Raw genomic sequence first — 15,182 nt, forward strand, 5'->3', positions numbered from 1 at the left:
CTATGATTCGTGAAATTTTGAAAATGGGCGATGAACGTCTGCTACGTGTGGCTAAACCAGTGCCAGATGACATGTTCGACTCGCCCGAGTTGTGGCAATTGATCGATGACATGTTGCAGACCATGGAACATGCTGGCGGCGTCGGCCTGGCTGCGCCGCAGATCGGGGTAGATCTGCAATTGGTGATTTTCGGGTTTGAGCACAGTGAGCGGTATCCGGATGCTGAAGCGGTGCCGCAAACCATTCTGATCAACCCGCTGATTACGCCGTTGAGCCCGGTTGTTGAAGAGGATTGGGAGGGGTGCTTGTCGGTGCCGGGTTTACGGGGCGCGGTTGAGCGTTACCAGCGCATTCGCTATGAAGGCTTTACGCCCAAGGGCGAACCCGTGGTGCGCGAAGCTGAAGGTTTCCACGCACGGGTGGTGCAGCACGAGTGCGATCACCTGATCGGCCACCTGTATCCGTCGCGGATCAGGGATTTCAGTAAGTTTGGTTTTATCGACGTGTTATTCCCCGAGCTGGAACCTGGCACCCTGGAATAAACGTCGTACACCGGTAGTCGCCGTGTCTGTCTTCGACGGCGACTATGAACCTATACCCAGTGCGATCATCGCTTTACTGCGTTGATAACGAACCAGCCGTTCATGCAGAGCAGCGGGCAACCGCGTTTCTAGCGAAAAACCCACCCCTTCATAAAAGCCCTGCAATCCGGGCTCGCAAAACAACCATACAGGTCCGCCGCACGCTGTTACCGCTCGGTCAATCAGCGCTGCGGCGACGCCTTGTCTGCGCGACTCGGGCGCCACGAACAAGCCGGTCAACCAAAAACCGTCCGCCACAGGCCTCAGGCACAGACCGGCGATGATTTCTTCATGGCGCGCCACCCACAATTGCGCGTCTTTGACGGCCTTCATCGACGACTGATGGCTGCGGTAAAACTTGTTCATCAATGGCCACAAGGGCGCATCAAGCAGGGTGTAAGCAAGGGCAGTCATAAGGCGCTGATCGGTGGCTGAAGGCGGCCGCCAGTATATACATCGAGCCCTGGCACCGTGCACATCGTCCATTTGTTATCTTTTTTCGAAGTGAGCGTTTTTTCGCATTCTGATAGCCATTGGCTTGCACGCCTTTGTGGGCTGGCTATGCTCATTAAACACGGGGCCCGAATGCTCAATGCTTAACTCCCCGAGATGCGTTTGGTTCTAAGGTCATGAGCCAGGTACGCAGGTGGTTAGTTGTGTCTTGAAACCTTTGAATTATCAATGACAACATCTCCAAGGATTGAGCCATGTTTGATTTACACCGCAAAGCCGACCTGCTTGAAAATCAACGCCTGAACTGTTCCCTCAGCGAAATGAAGGCCAAAGTTATGGCCATCAGCCGCTCCATGGCCATTATCGAATTTGCGCCCGATGGCACCATTCTTGATGCGAATGACAATTTTTGTCGGGTTATGGGTTACCCCGTCGACGAGCTTCGTGGCAAACATCACCGACTCTTTTGCGAAGAGCCTTACACCCGAACCGAAGAATACGCACGCTTCTGGCGTGACTTAGGCGATGGCGAAGCCATGAGCGGCACCTATTTGCGGCTCGACAAATCGGGCCGCGAGGTGTGGCTGGAAGCCAGTTACATGCCCATTATCGGCGCCGACAAGCAGGTCAGCAGTGTGATCAAGGTGGCATCGGACATCACCGACCGTATCCACACCGAACATGAGAACGAAAGCATCGTCAACGCGTTGAGCCGCTCGATGGCGCTCATTGAATTTTCGCCGGATGGCCGTGTGATCAATGCCAACCAGAACTTTCTCAACACCATGCATTATTCGTTGGCTGAGATCGTGGGCCAGCACCATGGCATGTTTTGCACACCCATTGAGCGTGAGTCTGCGCAATACAAAGCGTTTTGGGCCTCGCTCAACCATGGCGAGGTCCACTCGCGGCGGTTTGAGCGGGTCGATAAATATGGCCGTACCGTGTTCCTGGAAGCCTCGTACAACCCGATTTTTGATGCCAAGGGCCGTTTATACAAAGTGGTGAAGTTCGCCAGTGATATCACCGCACAAGTGACCAATCTGCAAACGGCAGCGGAATCCGCCCATGCCACCTCGGTGCAAAACGATGCGAGTGCGCAAAAAGGCTCTCAAGTGGTTCAGCAAACCGTGCAAATCATCGAGGCCATTTCTCGGGATCTCAACGAGGCGGCCCAAAGCATCGATGCCGTGAGCAAGCAATCCGACATCATTGGCAAGATTGTGCAAACGATTCGCGGCATTGCCGATCAAACCAACTTGCTGGCGCTCAACGCAGCCATTGAAGCTGCACGGGCCGGGGAGCACGGACGGGGTTTTGCTGTGGTGGCCGATGAAGTTCGAAGCCTGGCGGCGCGCACGAGTGCGGCGACGGTGGAAATTGTCGAAGTGGTGCGCAAGAACCATGACCTGTCCCTCAATGCCGTGAACAGCATGCAATCGAGTTTGAGTCGGACAGGACTGGGCGTTGAATTGGCCAATGAGGCCGGTGTGGCGATTCTGGAAATTCAGCAAGGCTCCAGGCACGTGGTGGACGCCATCAGCCAGTTCAACTCCACGTTGCAGTTGCACTAAGGAAGCGTGCCGCACCTGACACGGTCGGGTGCGAAGCTGCGATCGGGCTGACAGACTGCCGGCACCTGGATGGACGGTCGCGTCAGACCTGACTTTCCTGTTTCTGCAGGGCAATTTCAGCCTGTTTGACGGCCTCTTTCTGTTTCAGCAAATCGCTGATTTTATCGTTGATTGCCTGCTGTTTCTCAGGCGGCATGGCTTTCACGTCGTCCTCAGTCAAGCCCATTTCCTTCAGGAACTGTTCACGAATCCGCTGCGCCACGGGCTTATCCATGTACTCCTTGAACGCTTCAGCTGCGGTCCCTTGGGCGGCGGCGGCTTCAGGCACGCTGGCTTGCAACAGCACGCGGGTTTTGGCGAAGGCGGCGTTGACGTTATCAGCTTGAGCATTCCCGGCTGCTGAAGTCGGTGTGGCCTGAATATTGGTCAGTGGCTGGCTGTTTTGCAATTGGCCGCTGTACAGGGCGCTGGCAGCCCCAGTGACAGGGTCCAGGTCCGGGCGCTGAGTTTTCAGTAGCGTCGAGGTAGTTTGCGCAGTAATCAGCATGAGTGAGCCCTGTTCAAATCGTAGATAGTCACTCCACGAGCAATTAGCATGCCGGGCCCGCTAACCCTCGTAATACGCGGGGCTTGGCCATCAATGGCAAGGCGAGGCGGACAAAACTTGCCGCCCGCCTGCCGCTTTGGGGCTACATCGGGATTAACTGCTTTCGCGCACCATCAATTCAAATCCCATGTCTTGCACAGGATTGGCGACCTGATTACCCGCCATCAGGGTCAGCATTTGTTCCGCCGCACGACGGCCAATGGCTTCGCGAGGCGTACGAATGCTGCTCAGCCGCGGCACCATAAACTCGGAGGAGGGCAGGTCGTTGAACCCCAGAATGGCGATTTGCTCAGGGATTTTGATGCCGAAGCGCGCCGCTTCCAGCAAGGCGCCGTGGGCAAGGTCGTCATTGCCGAAGAAAATGGCATCCACATGCGGGTGCGCGGCCATCAATTGCAGGAATAATTCGCCACCCAAACCCACGGATGAAGGGCGGGGTGTCAGCACCTCAAGATCGGGGTTGTAGAGACCGACTGTTTGCAGGGCGCGCCGATAACCTTCACCGCGCAGCAAGGTTCGCTGGTCGAGTTGCGCACCGATATACGCCAGGTGTTTACGACCGCTGGAAATCAAATGGTGCGCGGCGGTCTCGCCAGCTTTCAACTGGGAGAACCCTACGCAGTTCAGGCCGGCGCCCGCGTCCAGTTCCATCATGTACACGCAAGGTACATTGCTGGACTCGATCATGCGTCGTGAACTTTCAGAGCGATCGAACCCGGTGAGCAGCAGGCCACGCGGCTGGTACGCCATATAGTTACGCAGCAAGTCTTCTTCTTCATCACGCGAGTAATGGAAGTTGCCGATCAACACTTCAAAGCCCTTGGGTCGCAATACCGAATGGATGGCTTCGAGGGTGTCGATAAACAGCAGGTTGGACAATGACGGCACCAAAACCACTACAGAATGGCTCTGAGCCGAGGCCAAGGCGCGGGCGGCGGGATTGACCACGTAGTTCAGATCGGCAGCGGCCTGGCGCACTTTTTCGGCCAGTTCGGTGGCCACACTGCTGATGCCGCGCAGCGCGCGCGAGGCTGTAATGGGGCTGACGCCTGCCAGTCGGGCGACTTCATTGAGGGTCGGGCGGCCCGTTGTGCGGGTATTTTTATCGTTTTTGACGGAGGTCATCGCGGCTTGCCAAACAAAAAACAAGCCACTAAGGTAGCGCTGTCCACGGATGCCCGCAATTGCCTGATTGTCGGCACTCCGGTTACCCCAGCTTTGTATGTCGAGAGCGTCACCGCGTCTCCCCACAAAAATGAGAAATAGACGTCGGTAGCCCCGGCTTTGTGCTTTGCTTTCAACTATTGAACGCACGGACAAAGACAGCGCTGTCTACGGACTGAGGTGTTTCATGAGTCAACCTATCACTGCCCTGGTCATTATGGGTGTCGCTGGCTGCGGCAAATCCAGCGTGAGCCAGGCGTTGTGCCAGCTCAATGGCGCGACCCCGATTGAGGGTGACGCGTTCCACCCCGCGGCCAATATTGCCAAGATGAGTGCCGGTATTCCCCTGACCGATGACGACCGTGCCGGATGGCTTGCCAGCCTGGCAAACGAGTTGCAGCGTGCGATTGAACGGGGCCAGCGCCCGGTATTGACCTGTTCGGCGCTGAAGTTGCGTTATCGCGAGTGTCTGCGCAGCGCAGTCGACGGCTTGGGGTTTGTGTTTCTTGAGCTGACGCCCGAAGTGGCCGCCGACCGGGTGGCTCATCGCCCAGGGCATTTCATGCCAAAAACCCTGATTGACAGCCAGTTCGCGACCCTTGAATCGCCGGTCAATGAACCGTTGGTGTTAACGCTTAACGCTGGCACCCATGACATTGATGAGCTGGCGACCAAAGCCCGCGATTGGTGGCGTGAACATTCGTTGCAGACAACCCCATGATTTCGCTTAAAAAAGACAGCGCTATCCGCATCAGCCCCGGTTGCACATCCGCGCCAGATAACAAAAACAAGCCAGGAGACGCCCCATGCTAGGCATGTCCCAGAACACCTTTCTACTGCTTGACGCGGTCATTACCATCATCGGGCTGATCGTGTTGATCACCCGGTTCAAGTTGCACCCGTTTATCGCCTTGATCATTGCATCGGCGTTTCTCGGCCTGACCTCGGGCATGCCGACAGACAAGATCATCAAATCCTTCCAGGACGGTTTTGGTGGCGTGCTGGGCTTTGTGGGCATCATCCTCGCGCTTGGCACCATGCTCGGCAAAATGATGGCTGACTCCGGCGGGGCCGATCAAATCGCCCGCACCCTGATTCGTGCGTTCGGTAAAGAGCGTGTGCAGTGGGCGATGATGTTCGCGGCGTTTCTGGTGGGCATTCCGCTGTTCTTCGAGATCGGTTTTGTTCTGCTGATCCCGTTGGTGTTTATCGTGGCGCGTCGCACAGGGGTGTCGCTGATCAAAATCGGCATTCCGTTGCTGGCCGGTTTGTCGGCCGTGCATGGCCTGGTGCCACCGCATCCGGGGCCGCTGCTGGCCATTGGCGTGTTCGGCGCGGACATCGGCAAGACCATCCTTTATGGCCTGATCGTGGCTTTGCCAACGGCCATCATCGCGGGGCCGATTTACGGCACTTTTATCTCGAAATACATTCCCGGCAACCCGTCGCAGGAACTGGTGGATCAACTGGCCAGCGAGCCTGAGTCCAGTAGCTTGCCGAGTTTCGGCATCACCCTGACCACCGTGCTATTGCCGGTGTTCTTGATGTTGCTCAAGACATTTGCCGACGTGGCACTGCCTGACGGCAACTTTTTCCGGGGCTGGATGGACATGATCGGTCACCCGATCACTGCGTTGTTGCTGGCACTGCTGCTGTCGCTGTACACCTTTGGAGCGCGTCAGGGCATCGACTCCAAGCGCATTCTCAAATTGCTGGACGCAAGCCTGGCGCCGACTGCGGCCATCATTTTGATCATTGGTGCCGGCGGTGGTTTCAAGCAAATGCTGGTGGCCAGCGGTGTGGGCGATGTGATCGGTCACATGGCGGTGAATGCGCAAATATCACCGATTCTTCTGGCGTGGCTGGTGGCGGCGGTGATTCGGATCGCGACAGGTTCTGCGACCGTTGCAACCATTACCGGGGCAGGCATTGTGCTGCCAGTGGTGGACTTGATCCCGGGCGTGAACCGCGAATTGTTGGTGCTGGCCACGGGTGCAGGTTCGTTGATCCTGTCCCATGTAAACGATGCGGGGTTCTGGCTGGTCAAGCAGTACTTCAACATGACCGTGGCTGAAACATTCAAAACCTGGACCGCGATGGAAACCATTCTGTCGGTCGTCGGTTTGATCTTCATTCTGCTGCTGTCGCTGGTGGTCTGAAGCCCCGGCCCTGCCGGAGCGAACGCGTTCGCTCCGGCAGGTTATTTCAGCTGGCGCTCACGCCATCTGCACGGAACATAGCGCGAATACCGCGCACAGCCTGACGGATTCGGTCCTGATTTTCGATCAGTGCAAAACGCACATGGTCATCGCCATATTCACCAAACCCTACACCCGGTGAGACGCAGACTTTGGCGTCCGCCAGCAGTTTCTTGGCAAACTCCAGCGATCCCATCTGCGCGTAGGCCTCAGGGATCTTTGCCCATACATACATGGACGCTTTCGGGTTTTCCACCATCCAGCCCAGCTCATGCAGCCCTTTTACCAGCACATTACGGCGCTGGCGATACTGCTCGGCAATGTCTTTTACGCATTGTTGATCGCCTTCCAGGGCGGCAATGGCGGCGACTTGCAACGGTGTGAAGGTGCCGTAGTCGTGGTAGCTCTTGATGCGCGCCAGCGCGCTGACCAACTCGGGATTACCCACCATGAAGCCGATGCGCCAACCTGCCATGTTGTAGCTTTTTGACAGGGTGAAAAATTCCACGGCGATGTCTTTTGCCCCCGGCACTTGCATGATGGACGGGGCTTTCCAGCCGTCGTACACGATGTCGGCGTAGGCCAGGTCGTGCACTACCAGCACATCATATTGTTTGGCCAGCGCAACCACGCGCTCGAAGAAGTCCAGTTCAACGCACTGCGCGGTGGGGTTGGACGGGAACCCCAGAATCATCATTTTTGGTTTGGGAATTGATCCGCGGATGGCTTTTTCCAGCTCGGCAAAAAAGTCTACGCCGGGTATCAAAGGCACTGACCGTACTTGAGCGCCAGCAATCACTGCACCGTAGATGTGGATCGGATAGCTGGGGTTTGGCACGAGCACAGTGTCGCCCTGATCCAGCGTGGCCAGCATCAAATGGGCGAGGCCTTCTTTCGAGCCGATGGTAACAATGGCTTCTTCTTCGGGGTCTATTTCAACGTTATAGCGGTCGGCGTACCAGCGGGATATAGCCCGACGCAGGCGCGGGATACCGCGTGAAGTGGAGTAGCCGTGGGTGTCTTCGCGTTGTGCCACCGTGCAGAGTTTTTCAACGATATGCGGTGGTGTCGGACCGTCGGGGTTGCCCATGCTGAAGTCGATAATGTCTTCGCCACGGCGCCGCGCAGCCATTTTCAGCTCTGCGGTGATGTTGAACACGTACGGGGGGAGTCGATCGATGCGCGCAAAGCGGCGCGGCGAACCTTGGTCTGCCATGTTGGCCTCTGATACGTAAGCGCCCGGAACCGTCCGAGCGACGTTGACCACTGCGGTGGTCAGGGCGAAACAATAAGGGCGATGCTGGCACTTTGTCTAGATACAGTGAGCGGGTGTTTTTGGCCAAAAACGGGTTGATTCTGTATGGGTTCTCTTAGCTGACCGCGAAGTGCTTTGCTCACTTCACGTGAGTTGGTCGAGTCAGTCCGGTGTTTTGCAGCGCGCGTATCAAGCGCCGCTCGCCTTGGTACGCCTCGCCACCCTCAATCCACCCCTGGCGTTTGTAAAGGTTTATGGCCGTCGTGTTGGACGGGCTGACCGAGAGCATTATGTGAGTGATCTCGGGCCAGTGCTGAGGGAGTTGCTGTGCAAGCAGGTGGAGACAGGTCTTGCCGAGCCCTTGGCCCTGAAAACGTTTGTCGACCTGAAATGCATGCAGGGTGGCGCTCTGCGGTGCGGCCCAGTGCGCCAGGAACGGGGTCCGCTTGAGCAGCAAAAACGCCACCGGGCTTTCATCAGCGAGTAGCACAAACCCCTTGATTGCGGCATGCGGCGACGCCGGAAGGGAGTACAGGGCGCATTCAATGTCGCCGCAGAAAGGTAGTTGCTCCGGGTGAACCTGAATCTTGAGCAGTTGCAGGCGTTGGTCTGCCGACAGGTCTTCGTACGTGCACAAGCGGTTGAGCATGGTGAGGTCTGTCGTGGCGCGCTGGGATGGCTCACAGGCAACATCTGCCCTGAGAGCGTTAAAACAGTGCGCCAGTGTCTACTGATCCCTGCTGCAAATACAGGTTTTTGTGTGTTCAGTGATCGTGAGATTTTTTGCGTCCTGCAAACGGGATCAGCATGCCGATGCGTTGTTGGTAGCGCCGGTAATGGTCACCGAACAACGCCACCAGGTCCTTTTCCTCAAGACGGGTGCCGATGACGATGTACAGCGTACAGGTCACGGCGAAGACCAATCGGCCTACGCTCATGTGCGGTGTGGCCCAAAAGGCCAGCAGTAACCCGAAATACATGGGGTGCCGCACCAGTTTGTAAAGCAGCGGCGTTTTGAAAGACACGTCGGACGGCGGGGATTGTTTGACGCTGTCGAGTGCTTGTTTGATACCGAACAATTCAAAGTGACTGATCAGGAAAGTGGCGACTAGCACGACGATCCAGCCCAACCAGTAAGCGCCCGTGAGCAGGAGCGTGGCGAGCGGTGACTGAATGTCCCAGACCGTGATGCTGACGGGTTGCCATAGCCAGTACATCAGCGCCAACACAAGGCTGGTGAACAGGACGTAAGTCGCCCGCTCGATTGGCGCAGGTACATACCTGAGCCACCAGGTCTTGAATCTGTTGCGCGCCATGCCGCTGTGTTGTACCGCAAACAACGTGATCAGCAGCACATCCATCGCGATCGCCCACGGCCAGCTCAGTGCGCTGACGCCGGTATCGATGCCTTTAGGCACCCCGATCGTGGCAATAAATCCCATGAGGTAAATAAAGACAAGAAGGAAAAATACGTAGCTGACCAGGCTGTATGCCAAACCGGACAGTCGACCGGCCAGTGTGAGGAGGGAAGGTTTGAGGCGAGTGTGGCTATGCATGATCGACTCCTTTCGAGCATGGCGTATCGCTATTAGCGCGATAAGTGTGTCAACCATAGCCCAACGTAGACACCCCGACGTGCCGCTGGTCGTGTCGAAAAGAGGTCTCGTCTAGGTTCAGCCCTTCAAATGCAGTGATGCCTGAGCACTCACTGTTTGGCCCGCAAGGGCAAATGGAAGGAAAACACAGTGCCATGTGCCGCACTTGAATCGACTTCTAGGCGGCCGCCGTGGGATTGGGCAATCTGGCTGGCAATGTACAGTCCCAGCCCGAGGCCGGCTTGCGGGGTGTGGTTGGCAGGGCGTGAGTAGGGCTGAAACAATTGCGCTTGTACGTGAGGTGCAATGGGATTGCCCTGATTGGTCACGGTCAGGGTAAACACGTTTTCATGTACCTGCGCCTGTACTTCCACCACGCCATCCGTTGCGCCATGGTGGATGGCATTGGACAGCAGATTGGAGAGCAATTGCGACAGGCGTCCGCTGTCACAATACACGCCATCAATAGAGCCGATGTCAGCCTGAATCAGGCGTTGTGGGTGCACACTCTGGACTTCCGAGATCACATGCGTGAAGACGTCATTGAGGTCGGCAGACTCGTGCAGCATGAGCGGGATGCCTGCCCCCAGGCGACCCCGGGCGAAGTCCAGTACGTCTTCAACCAGGCGTGCAGCGCGGCGGCCACTGGTCAGAATATGCTGCACCAGGTGATCGGATACCGGGTTGGGGTATTTACGTAAGAGTCGTTCGGCGGCAGTGGTAATGGCGAACAATGGGTTACGCAAGTCATGGCCCAGCACGGCAATAAATTGTTCGCGCAATTCGGCGGTTTCACGCTTCAGTAGCAAGGCGGATTCGGTGCGCTGCTGGTTTTCTTCGGCGTCCATTTGCAACGAAATCAGTCGCGCGAACGACTCCATGGTGGCCTGGATCGTGCTGCTTTTGAGTTGCGCGGGCTCCGGATCCAGTGCGCAAATTGTGCCGAAAAAGCTGCCATCGGTGCGGAACACCGGAATCGTGATGTAACTTTCGAAGCGATACATTTTGGGTGTTTGGTGGTCGCAATAGTGCGGGTCGAGGCTGACGTGGTCGATGATGATCGGCTGATGCGATCCCATGCTTTCGAAGCACAAGGTGGTGGTCAAATCCAGTTCGCCGCCGGTTTCTAACCCGAAACCGAGCTTGTCGAGCACGGCACAGGCCGTCCAGCGAGTGGATGTCACGCGGGCGATGGCCGCGAATCGCATGCCGGTCATTTCACTGATGACTTGCAACATGGCCGGGACCGCACTGATGCGATTGATCGTTGCGATGTCAGTATCTACGCCTTGCACCATGGATCGGGGTCTCGGTTGAGCGGGGGTAGAGGCAATTTTAGCGAGTACTCGCTTATGCGCTACAACAGAGTAGGTTTTTTATTAAATAGCGTTGCCGAGGACATAAAAAAGCCGCGCCTCTTAATGAAAGGGCGCGGCTGTTTATTAACGCTACAACTCAGGTGTCTTGTTTGTTCTTCAATACGTCAACTGTTTTTGCGTCCAGCTCTACATCCCACTTAATGCCTTTGGCGTCGCGCATTTCAACTTCGTACACAAATTTGCCGTATGTCTTATCAAGTTCAGTATCAACAATAGTAGCGTCCGGATGCAGCTCCAGTGCTTTGGCATTGAGCTTCTCAAAAGAGCTGATGTCACCCTTTTTGAGCATCTCGGGAATAAGGTCCGGACGAACATCGGCTTGAGCCAGGCCCGCAGTCAGTGTCAGGGCGGCCGTAGCAAACAGTACGTTAAGTGCTTTCATGTTTAATCCCTCTTGGGTGAGCTGTTTAAGTGGGACCAGATTAAACGCCGCAACTTAACTCACCCTTAATTTTTGCCCTGAGGCTGATGAAGGCGACACATCAATCAGTAACCGTTCTTTTCCAACAATTGATTGACCGTGAAGGGGGCGGGGCGTTGATAGAACTTCAGCAGCGCAGAGGCGCGGTTGGTAAAGATGCCGTCTACGCCTGCCTGCATGACATTGTTGAAGTCGGTGGGTTCATCGAGGGTGTACACATGCACCAACATGCCTTTGTCGTGCGTCGCCTTGTTCATCCAAGGCTGCACGAGGTCAAAGTAGCTCTGATCGCCACCGGCCACCAGCGCTGCCGACGGCCCTGTTCCAATGGCGCCGTGGGCTTTGGCAACGTCCAGCCAGTGTATGAACTCGGCTTTATCTTTGGGTTGCAGTTTGGCGTAGTAGGCCGCTTTATCTTTCTCGCCCGAATCAGCAAAACTCACCTCGGAGTTGGGCGCCATTGCGCCTTCACCCACCCACAGCAGCAATATTTTCGGGGTGTCGGGCATTTCTTTTTGCAGCAGTTCAAGGCTGCTTTTTTCAAACGTTTGCAGGATCACGCGGCCTTTGCCCTGACCCGTTTGAGGTTCGCCGCTGAGCGTGGTGACAGGTTGCAGCCAGCCGCGCTTGCTCAGGGCATTTTTAAGGTCATGTTCAAGGCCCGGGAACTGCTTGGGCTCCTTGGTTTCGATGTACAGGCCGGGTTTGTGCTGCGGGTTGGCCTCGGCGATGTCGATGATTTCATCCAAGGTAAGGATTTGCAGCCCCTTATAAGACGCTCGAGCGCGCTCAGGATAGGCTGCGTTGAACCAACTGCCCGCATCCAGGGTTTTTAGCTCGGCCATGGTGAAGGCGTTGGCAGGGCTGTCCTTGCGGTCCGGGAATTTTTTAGCGACGTCGGTGGTACGCAACAGGCTGTTGTCATGCAAAGCAAACAACACACCGTCTTTACTGCGCTGTACATCCATTTCCAGGTAATCGGCACCCAGGTCGCGGGCAACGGTATACGCCGCGGCCGTTGACTCAGGAGCGTCGAATGAGGCGCCACGATGGGCAATAACTGCCGGACGCGGGATGCCCTGAGCCTTGGCCAGCTCCGCTTGAGCAGTGTCAGACGGGCTGGCGGCGTTTGCGCCGCTCATGCCCAGCAGCAGGCTGAGGAGCAGGGCGCTTTTGCCAAACATATCCGGCATGGGGTGAGTTCCTTTCGGTCAGTAAAATTAAGGGCGTCTTTTTAACAACTGACAGCCGTGAGGGCTATCGAGAACCCGATATAAATGTACGTGAGGTTCAATTTGCAGCGCTTTAAAGGTGTGTTCTGCAGTATTCTGGCGCGCAGCAGCGTCCCCAGCAGAGGGAGCAAGCCTTTATCCTTGCGTGTAAACCATCGTCCTAGAGCTTTTAGTGCTCATAAGTGAGGTTTACCATGCGCATCACTTCAGAACTGATCTGCCAAGCCGCCGATCAACTTAACGGCTTCGTTGGTTTCAATCGTAAGACAGGGCAGTACATTGTCCGTTTTAGTGAAGATTCCTTCGGGATGGACGTTGCTGACGACAACATCACCCCCACCAGCGAATTTGTATGGCAAGCCGGCAATGCCGACACCATGACACTCAAGCGCGAGCTGGTTCAGTTGCTGCTGGATCAAAATATCGATGATCGGCTGAACATCACCGAGCCGTTGCGTGTGTACATGCGCAGGCAGGATGTTCCTGAAATCAGTGCCGTACGACGTTGCGTTACCCCTTAGGTTGGCGGGGCGCGTGTTTATCCGGGGTTGCGCAATGCGGGTTCCGGAAACACATCGGCCGCAGCAATGCTGATTTTGTTGCGGCCGGTATTTTTGGCGATATACAGCGCTTTGTCGGCTTCGCCAAGCCATAGGGAGGCATCGTTGAATTCGGCGCGGTATGACGCCAGCCCGATGCTCAAGCTGACGCGCAACGCCGGGTCATTGTTATGCAGGTCATTGCAGAAGACCTGTCGCAGCCGCTCCATAATGTCTTGCGCCTGCTCCAGGTTGCGGTCGGGGAGAATGACGCAAAACTCGTCCCCGCCGTAACGCCCCGCCAAGTCCTCAGCCCTCAAGTTGTCCTTCAATTGCTTACTGAACTGGCGCAGTACGCTGTCGCCGACGATATGCCCGTAGGTGTCATTGATGCCCTTGAAATGGTCGATATCAATCAAGGCCAGCGTCGCACGTGCGTTATTTTGCCGACACTGCTCAAAGCTGAGCTTTAGAAGGTCTTTCCAGGAGCCGTGGTTTAAAAGTCCAGTCAGGCTGTCGGTACGGCTGAGTGCACTGAGGGTGCGCTTGTGTTCGGCCAGCTTGATGGCCAGCCGATAACAGACCATGCCCACCGCGAACGGGTAGAGCGTCAGCATGGGCAAGCAGGCGTAGATCTGCAGGGGCGTGATGGTCGTGTTAAACGCCGCGCCCAATAACGACCAAGAAATCAGTACGCCGCTCAGTTGGGCTATCGCGCCACGAAGCAGCATTTTTTGGCCACCCGCTGCGACGTTATTCATGGTCATCATTGACAGGATGGTAACCGTGGGCAATGGATTGAACTGCATACTCGCCGCCCAAAACCCGCCCCACAGTGAGTCGATCAACATGTTGCGGCGCTCGGCCTGAAACGGATACGCCGAACGTGTCGAGAGCAGCAGGGCCAAGTGTGGCCATATGAACCCGTTGAACAGCAGCAATACCCATACCCAGGCAGGCCTGTCGAGTGGATAGAGAGTCGCCATCACGCTGAAACAGCCAATGCCCAACCCTACGATGCGTGGCACGTAGATGCGTTTGGCGAATGACAGGCCTTTGCCTCTTTTATGGTCCATGGCGTGGTCTACAGAAAAAGGTCGTTCAACGTGAATTGGGTTTGATAGAGGCCGCGCGTGCTTTATGCACTTAAGATCAACTGTGTTCAAGCGTAGCTGCTGAACGTTTCTCAAGGACCTCATTTAATCTGACCGTGTGGCGGTATGTTGACGCAGGGCTCAGCAAACAGCGATGGGGCGGCAATCGGGGTCAGCGCGAGCCTTTTGATCTGTTTTGGTCGATTGAGGTGGGCCGTTGCATGCCGGAGGTGCCAGGCCTTTTACGGGTACAACCGAGATGTTTCCGGGCGCCGTCATTGGCAACTGACCCCACCACGTTGGATCTGGCCTTCCATGGCCGGCACGACGCCTTTGCTCGGATGCATCTGCCCGCCGGGTGACGGCTGGCGTGGCGTTGAATCTACACCGCCGGTGTTTACTCGATCATTGCGTAATCGCTGCGACCCATCGGGTCCGGCGTCGTGCCGCGAATGTTCTCGCCTCTGCCTGGAGCGAACCCCGGAAAGAACACCAGGCCTTCAGCCTCAAGGCGGTGAGCCAGGGCCAGCAGGGTTACGTCACGAACGGGCTCCCCGGACTCAAAACGCTTAATGGCCGCTACCGAAACTCGGGACGCTTCGCTCAGTCGTTCAAAGCTCCAGCCCAGCATTTCGCGTGCCTGAGCGCAGTGCAACGGGGTGAATTGGTTGAGGACGATTCGCTCAAACGTAGTGCGCATCGCTGAGTTCGACATGGGGATTCTCCGGGGCTGAGTCTAGGTTTGAAAACACTGTGTTTTTATACAGTTATTTCAAAAGTTGAACAAATCCATTTTTTTGATCTGTTCCTGCGGAGCCGCAGTGTGCTTAACCCTTGATTTGAGCCGGTCTGCAACAGACCTGATCTGTCGAGAAATTCGATATAGCCCGTTGCTTATTCCCTGGCCATAAAAAAGGCTGCCCTTGGGCAGCCTTTATAGTCAGCGTTTTGTCACGTCTGGAATCAGTCCCAGCTCAGTGCGCCGCCCGTTTGGTACTCGATCACGCGAGTCTCGAAGAAGTTTTTCTCTTTCTTCAAGTCCATGATTTCGCTCATCCACGGGAACGGGTTAGTGGTGCCCGGGTACTCT

General features: G+C 56.2%; 16 protein-coding genes and 1 pseudogene. 5 read left to right on the forward strand and 12 right to left on the reverse strand.

Features of this window, described 5'->3' with window-relative positions; all coding sequences use genetic code 11:
- Positions 1-2 precede the first annotated feature (2 nt).
- Positions 3-542 (forward strand): peptide deformylase, encoded by a 540-nt coding sequence (gene def / locus HBN68_RS12240; protein ID WP_169964247.1) that lies wholly within the window; start codon positions 3-5, stop codon positions 540-542.
- A gap of 42 nt (positions 543-584) precedes the next feature.
- Here def and HBN68_RS12245 read toward each other — a convergent pair whose 3' ends face one another.
- Positions 585-995 carry a GNAT family N-acetyltransferase gene (locus HBN68_RS12245; RefSeq protein WP_094994248.1) on the reverse strand — a complete coding sequence of 137 codons (411 nt, stop codon included), beginning with the start codon at positions 993-995 and terminating at the stop codon, positions 585-587.
- Between the two features lie 293 nt (positions 996-1,288).
- Here HBN68_RS12245 and HBN68_RS22385 point away from each other — a divergent pair, with 293 nt between their 5' ends.
- Complete coding sequence (locus tag HBN68_RS22385; protein WP_169964249.1) at positions 1,289-2,608, forward strand: PAS domain-containing methyl-accepting chemotaxis protein; 1,320 nt, start codon at positions 1,289-1,291, stop codon at positions 2,606-2,608.
- An 82-nt stretch (positions 2,609-2,690) separates the two neighbouring features.
- Here HBN68_RS22385 and HBN68_RS12255 read toward each other — a convergent pair whose 3' ends face one another.
- Both HBN68_RS12255 and HBN68_RS12260 read right to left on the reverse strand, forming a co-directional pair.
- Positions 2,691-3,155, reverse strand: a complete 465-nt coding sequence (locus HBN68_RS12255; protein ID WP_169964251.1) for a hypothetical protein — start codon at positions 3,153-3,155, stop codon at positions 2,691-2,693.
- 153 nt (positions 3,156-3,308) lie between these two features.
- Complete coding sequence (locus HBN68_RS12260) at positions 3,309-4,340, reverse strand: LacI family DNA-binding transcriptional regulator (RefSeq protein ID WP_094994251.1); 1,032 nt, start codon at positions 4,338-4,340, stop codon at positions 3,309-3,311.
- A gap of 226 nt (positions 4,341-4,566) precedes the next feature.
- On the opposite strand from HBN68_RS12260, the gene HBN68_RS12265 reads away from it, so the two are divergent.
- On the forward strand, positions 4,567-5,100 hold the full coding sequence (locus HBN68_RS12265) for a gluconokinase (RefSeq protein ID WP_169964253.1): 534 nt from the start codon (positions 4,567-4,569) through the stop codon (positions 5,098-5,100).
- Positions 5,101-5,185: 85 nt separating this feature from the next.
- Complete coding sequence (locus tag HBN68_RS12270) at positions 5,186-6,538, forward strand: GntP family permease (RefSeq protein WP_094994253.1); 1,353 nt, start codon at positions 5,186-5,188, stop codon at positions 6,536-6,538.
- A 46-nt stretch (positions 6,539-6,584) separates the two neighbouring features.
- On the opposite strand, the gene alaC is transcribed toward HBN68_RS12270, so the two are convergent.
- The 6 genes from alaC to HBN68_RS12300 all read right to left on the reverse strand — a co-directional run bounded on the left by alaC (position 6,585) and on the right by HBN68_RS12300 (position 12,420).
- On the reverse strand, positions 6,585-7,793 hold the full coding sequence (gene alaC, locus HBN68_RS12275) for an alanine transaminase (protein ID WP_169964255.1): 1,209 nt from the start codon (positions 7,791-7,793) through the stop codon (positions 6,585-6,587).
- Between the two features lie 178 nt (positions 7,794-7,971).
- A complete protein-coding gene (locus HBN68_RS12280; protein WP_094994255.1) occupies positions 7,972-8,481 on the reverse strand; it encodes a GNAT family N-acetyltransferase in 510 nt (169 codons plus the stop codon).
- Positions 8,482-8,596: 115 nt separating this feature from the next.
- The gene (gene mddA, locus HBN68_RS12285; RefSeq protein ID WP_169964257.1) at positions 8,597-9,388 is read right to left on the reverse strand and encodes a methanethiol S-methyltransferase; all 792 of its coding nucleotides are present in this window, start codon (positions 9,386-9,388) and stop codon (positions 8,597-8,599) included.
- A gap of 149 nt (positions 9,389-9,537) precedes the next feature.
- Positions 9,538-10,725 carry a GAF domain-containing sensor histidine kinase gene (locus HBN68_RS12290; protein ID WP_169964260.1) on the reverse strand — a complete coding sequence of 396 codons (1,188 nt, stop codon included), beginning with the start codon at positions 10,723-10,725 and terminating at the stop codon, positions 9,538-9,540.
- Between the two features lie 157 nt (positions 10,726-10,882).
- A complete protein-coding gene (locus HBN68_RS12295) occupies positions 10,883-11,188 on the reverse strand; it encodes a PepSY domain-containing protein (RefSeq protein WP_169964262.1) in 306 nt (101 codons plus the stop codon).
- A 104-nt stretch (positions 11,189-11,292) separates the two neighbouring features.
- A complete protein-coding gene (locus HBN68_RS12300) occupies positions 11,293-12,420 on the reverse strand; it encodes a glycerophosphodiester phosphodiesterase family protein (protein ID WP_169964264.1) in 1,128 nt (375 codons plus the stop codon).
- A 233-nt stretch (positions 12,421-12,653) separates the two neighbouring features.
- On the opposite strand from HBN68_RS12300, the gene HBN68_RS12305 reads away from it, so the two are divergent.
- Positions 12,654-12,980, forward strand: a complete 327-nt coding sequence (locus HBN68_RS12305) for a DUF2025 family protein (protein ID WP_094994260.1) — start codon at positions 12,654-12,656, stop codon at positions 12,978-12,980.
- A 17-nt stretch (positions 12,981-12,997) separates the two neighbouring features.
- On the opposite strand, the gene HBN68_RS12310 is transcribed toward HBN68_RS12305, so the two are convergent.
- From HBN68_RS12310 to HBN68_RS21990, 3 genes and pseudogenes are all read right to left on the reverse strand, one after another.
- A complete protein-coding gene (locus HBN68_RS12310) occupies positions 12,998-14,074 on the reverse strand; it encodes a diguanylate cyclase (protein WP_169964266.1) in 1,077 nt (358 codons plus the stop codon).
- A gap of 415 nt (positions 14,075-14,489) precedes the next feature.
- Positions 14,490-14,807, reverse strand: coding sequence for a helix-turn-helix transcriptional regulator (locus tag HBN68_RS12315; RefSeq protein WP_094994262.1), 318 nt, complete (start codon positions 14,805-14,807; stop codon positions 14,490-14,492).
- Positions 14,808-15,055: 248 nt separating this feature from the next.
- A pseudogene (locus HBN68_RS21990) lies at positions 15,056-15,182 on the reverse strand (ribonucleotide-diphosphate reductase subunit beta); the annotation flags it as partial.

It is taken from the genome of Pseudomonas sp. WS 5078 (assembly GCF_012985745.1).
In the GTDB taxonomy this organism is placed as follows: Bacteria; Pseudomonadota; Gammaproteobacteria; order Pseudomonadales; family Pseudomonadaceae; genus Aquipseudomonas; species Aquipseudomonas lundensis_A.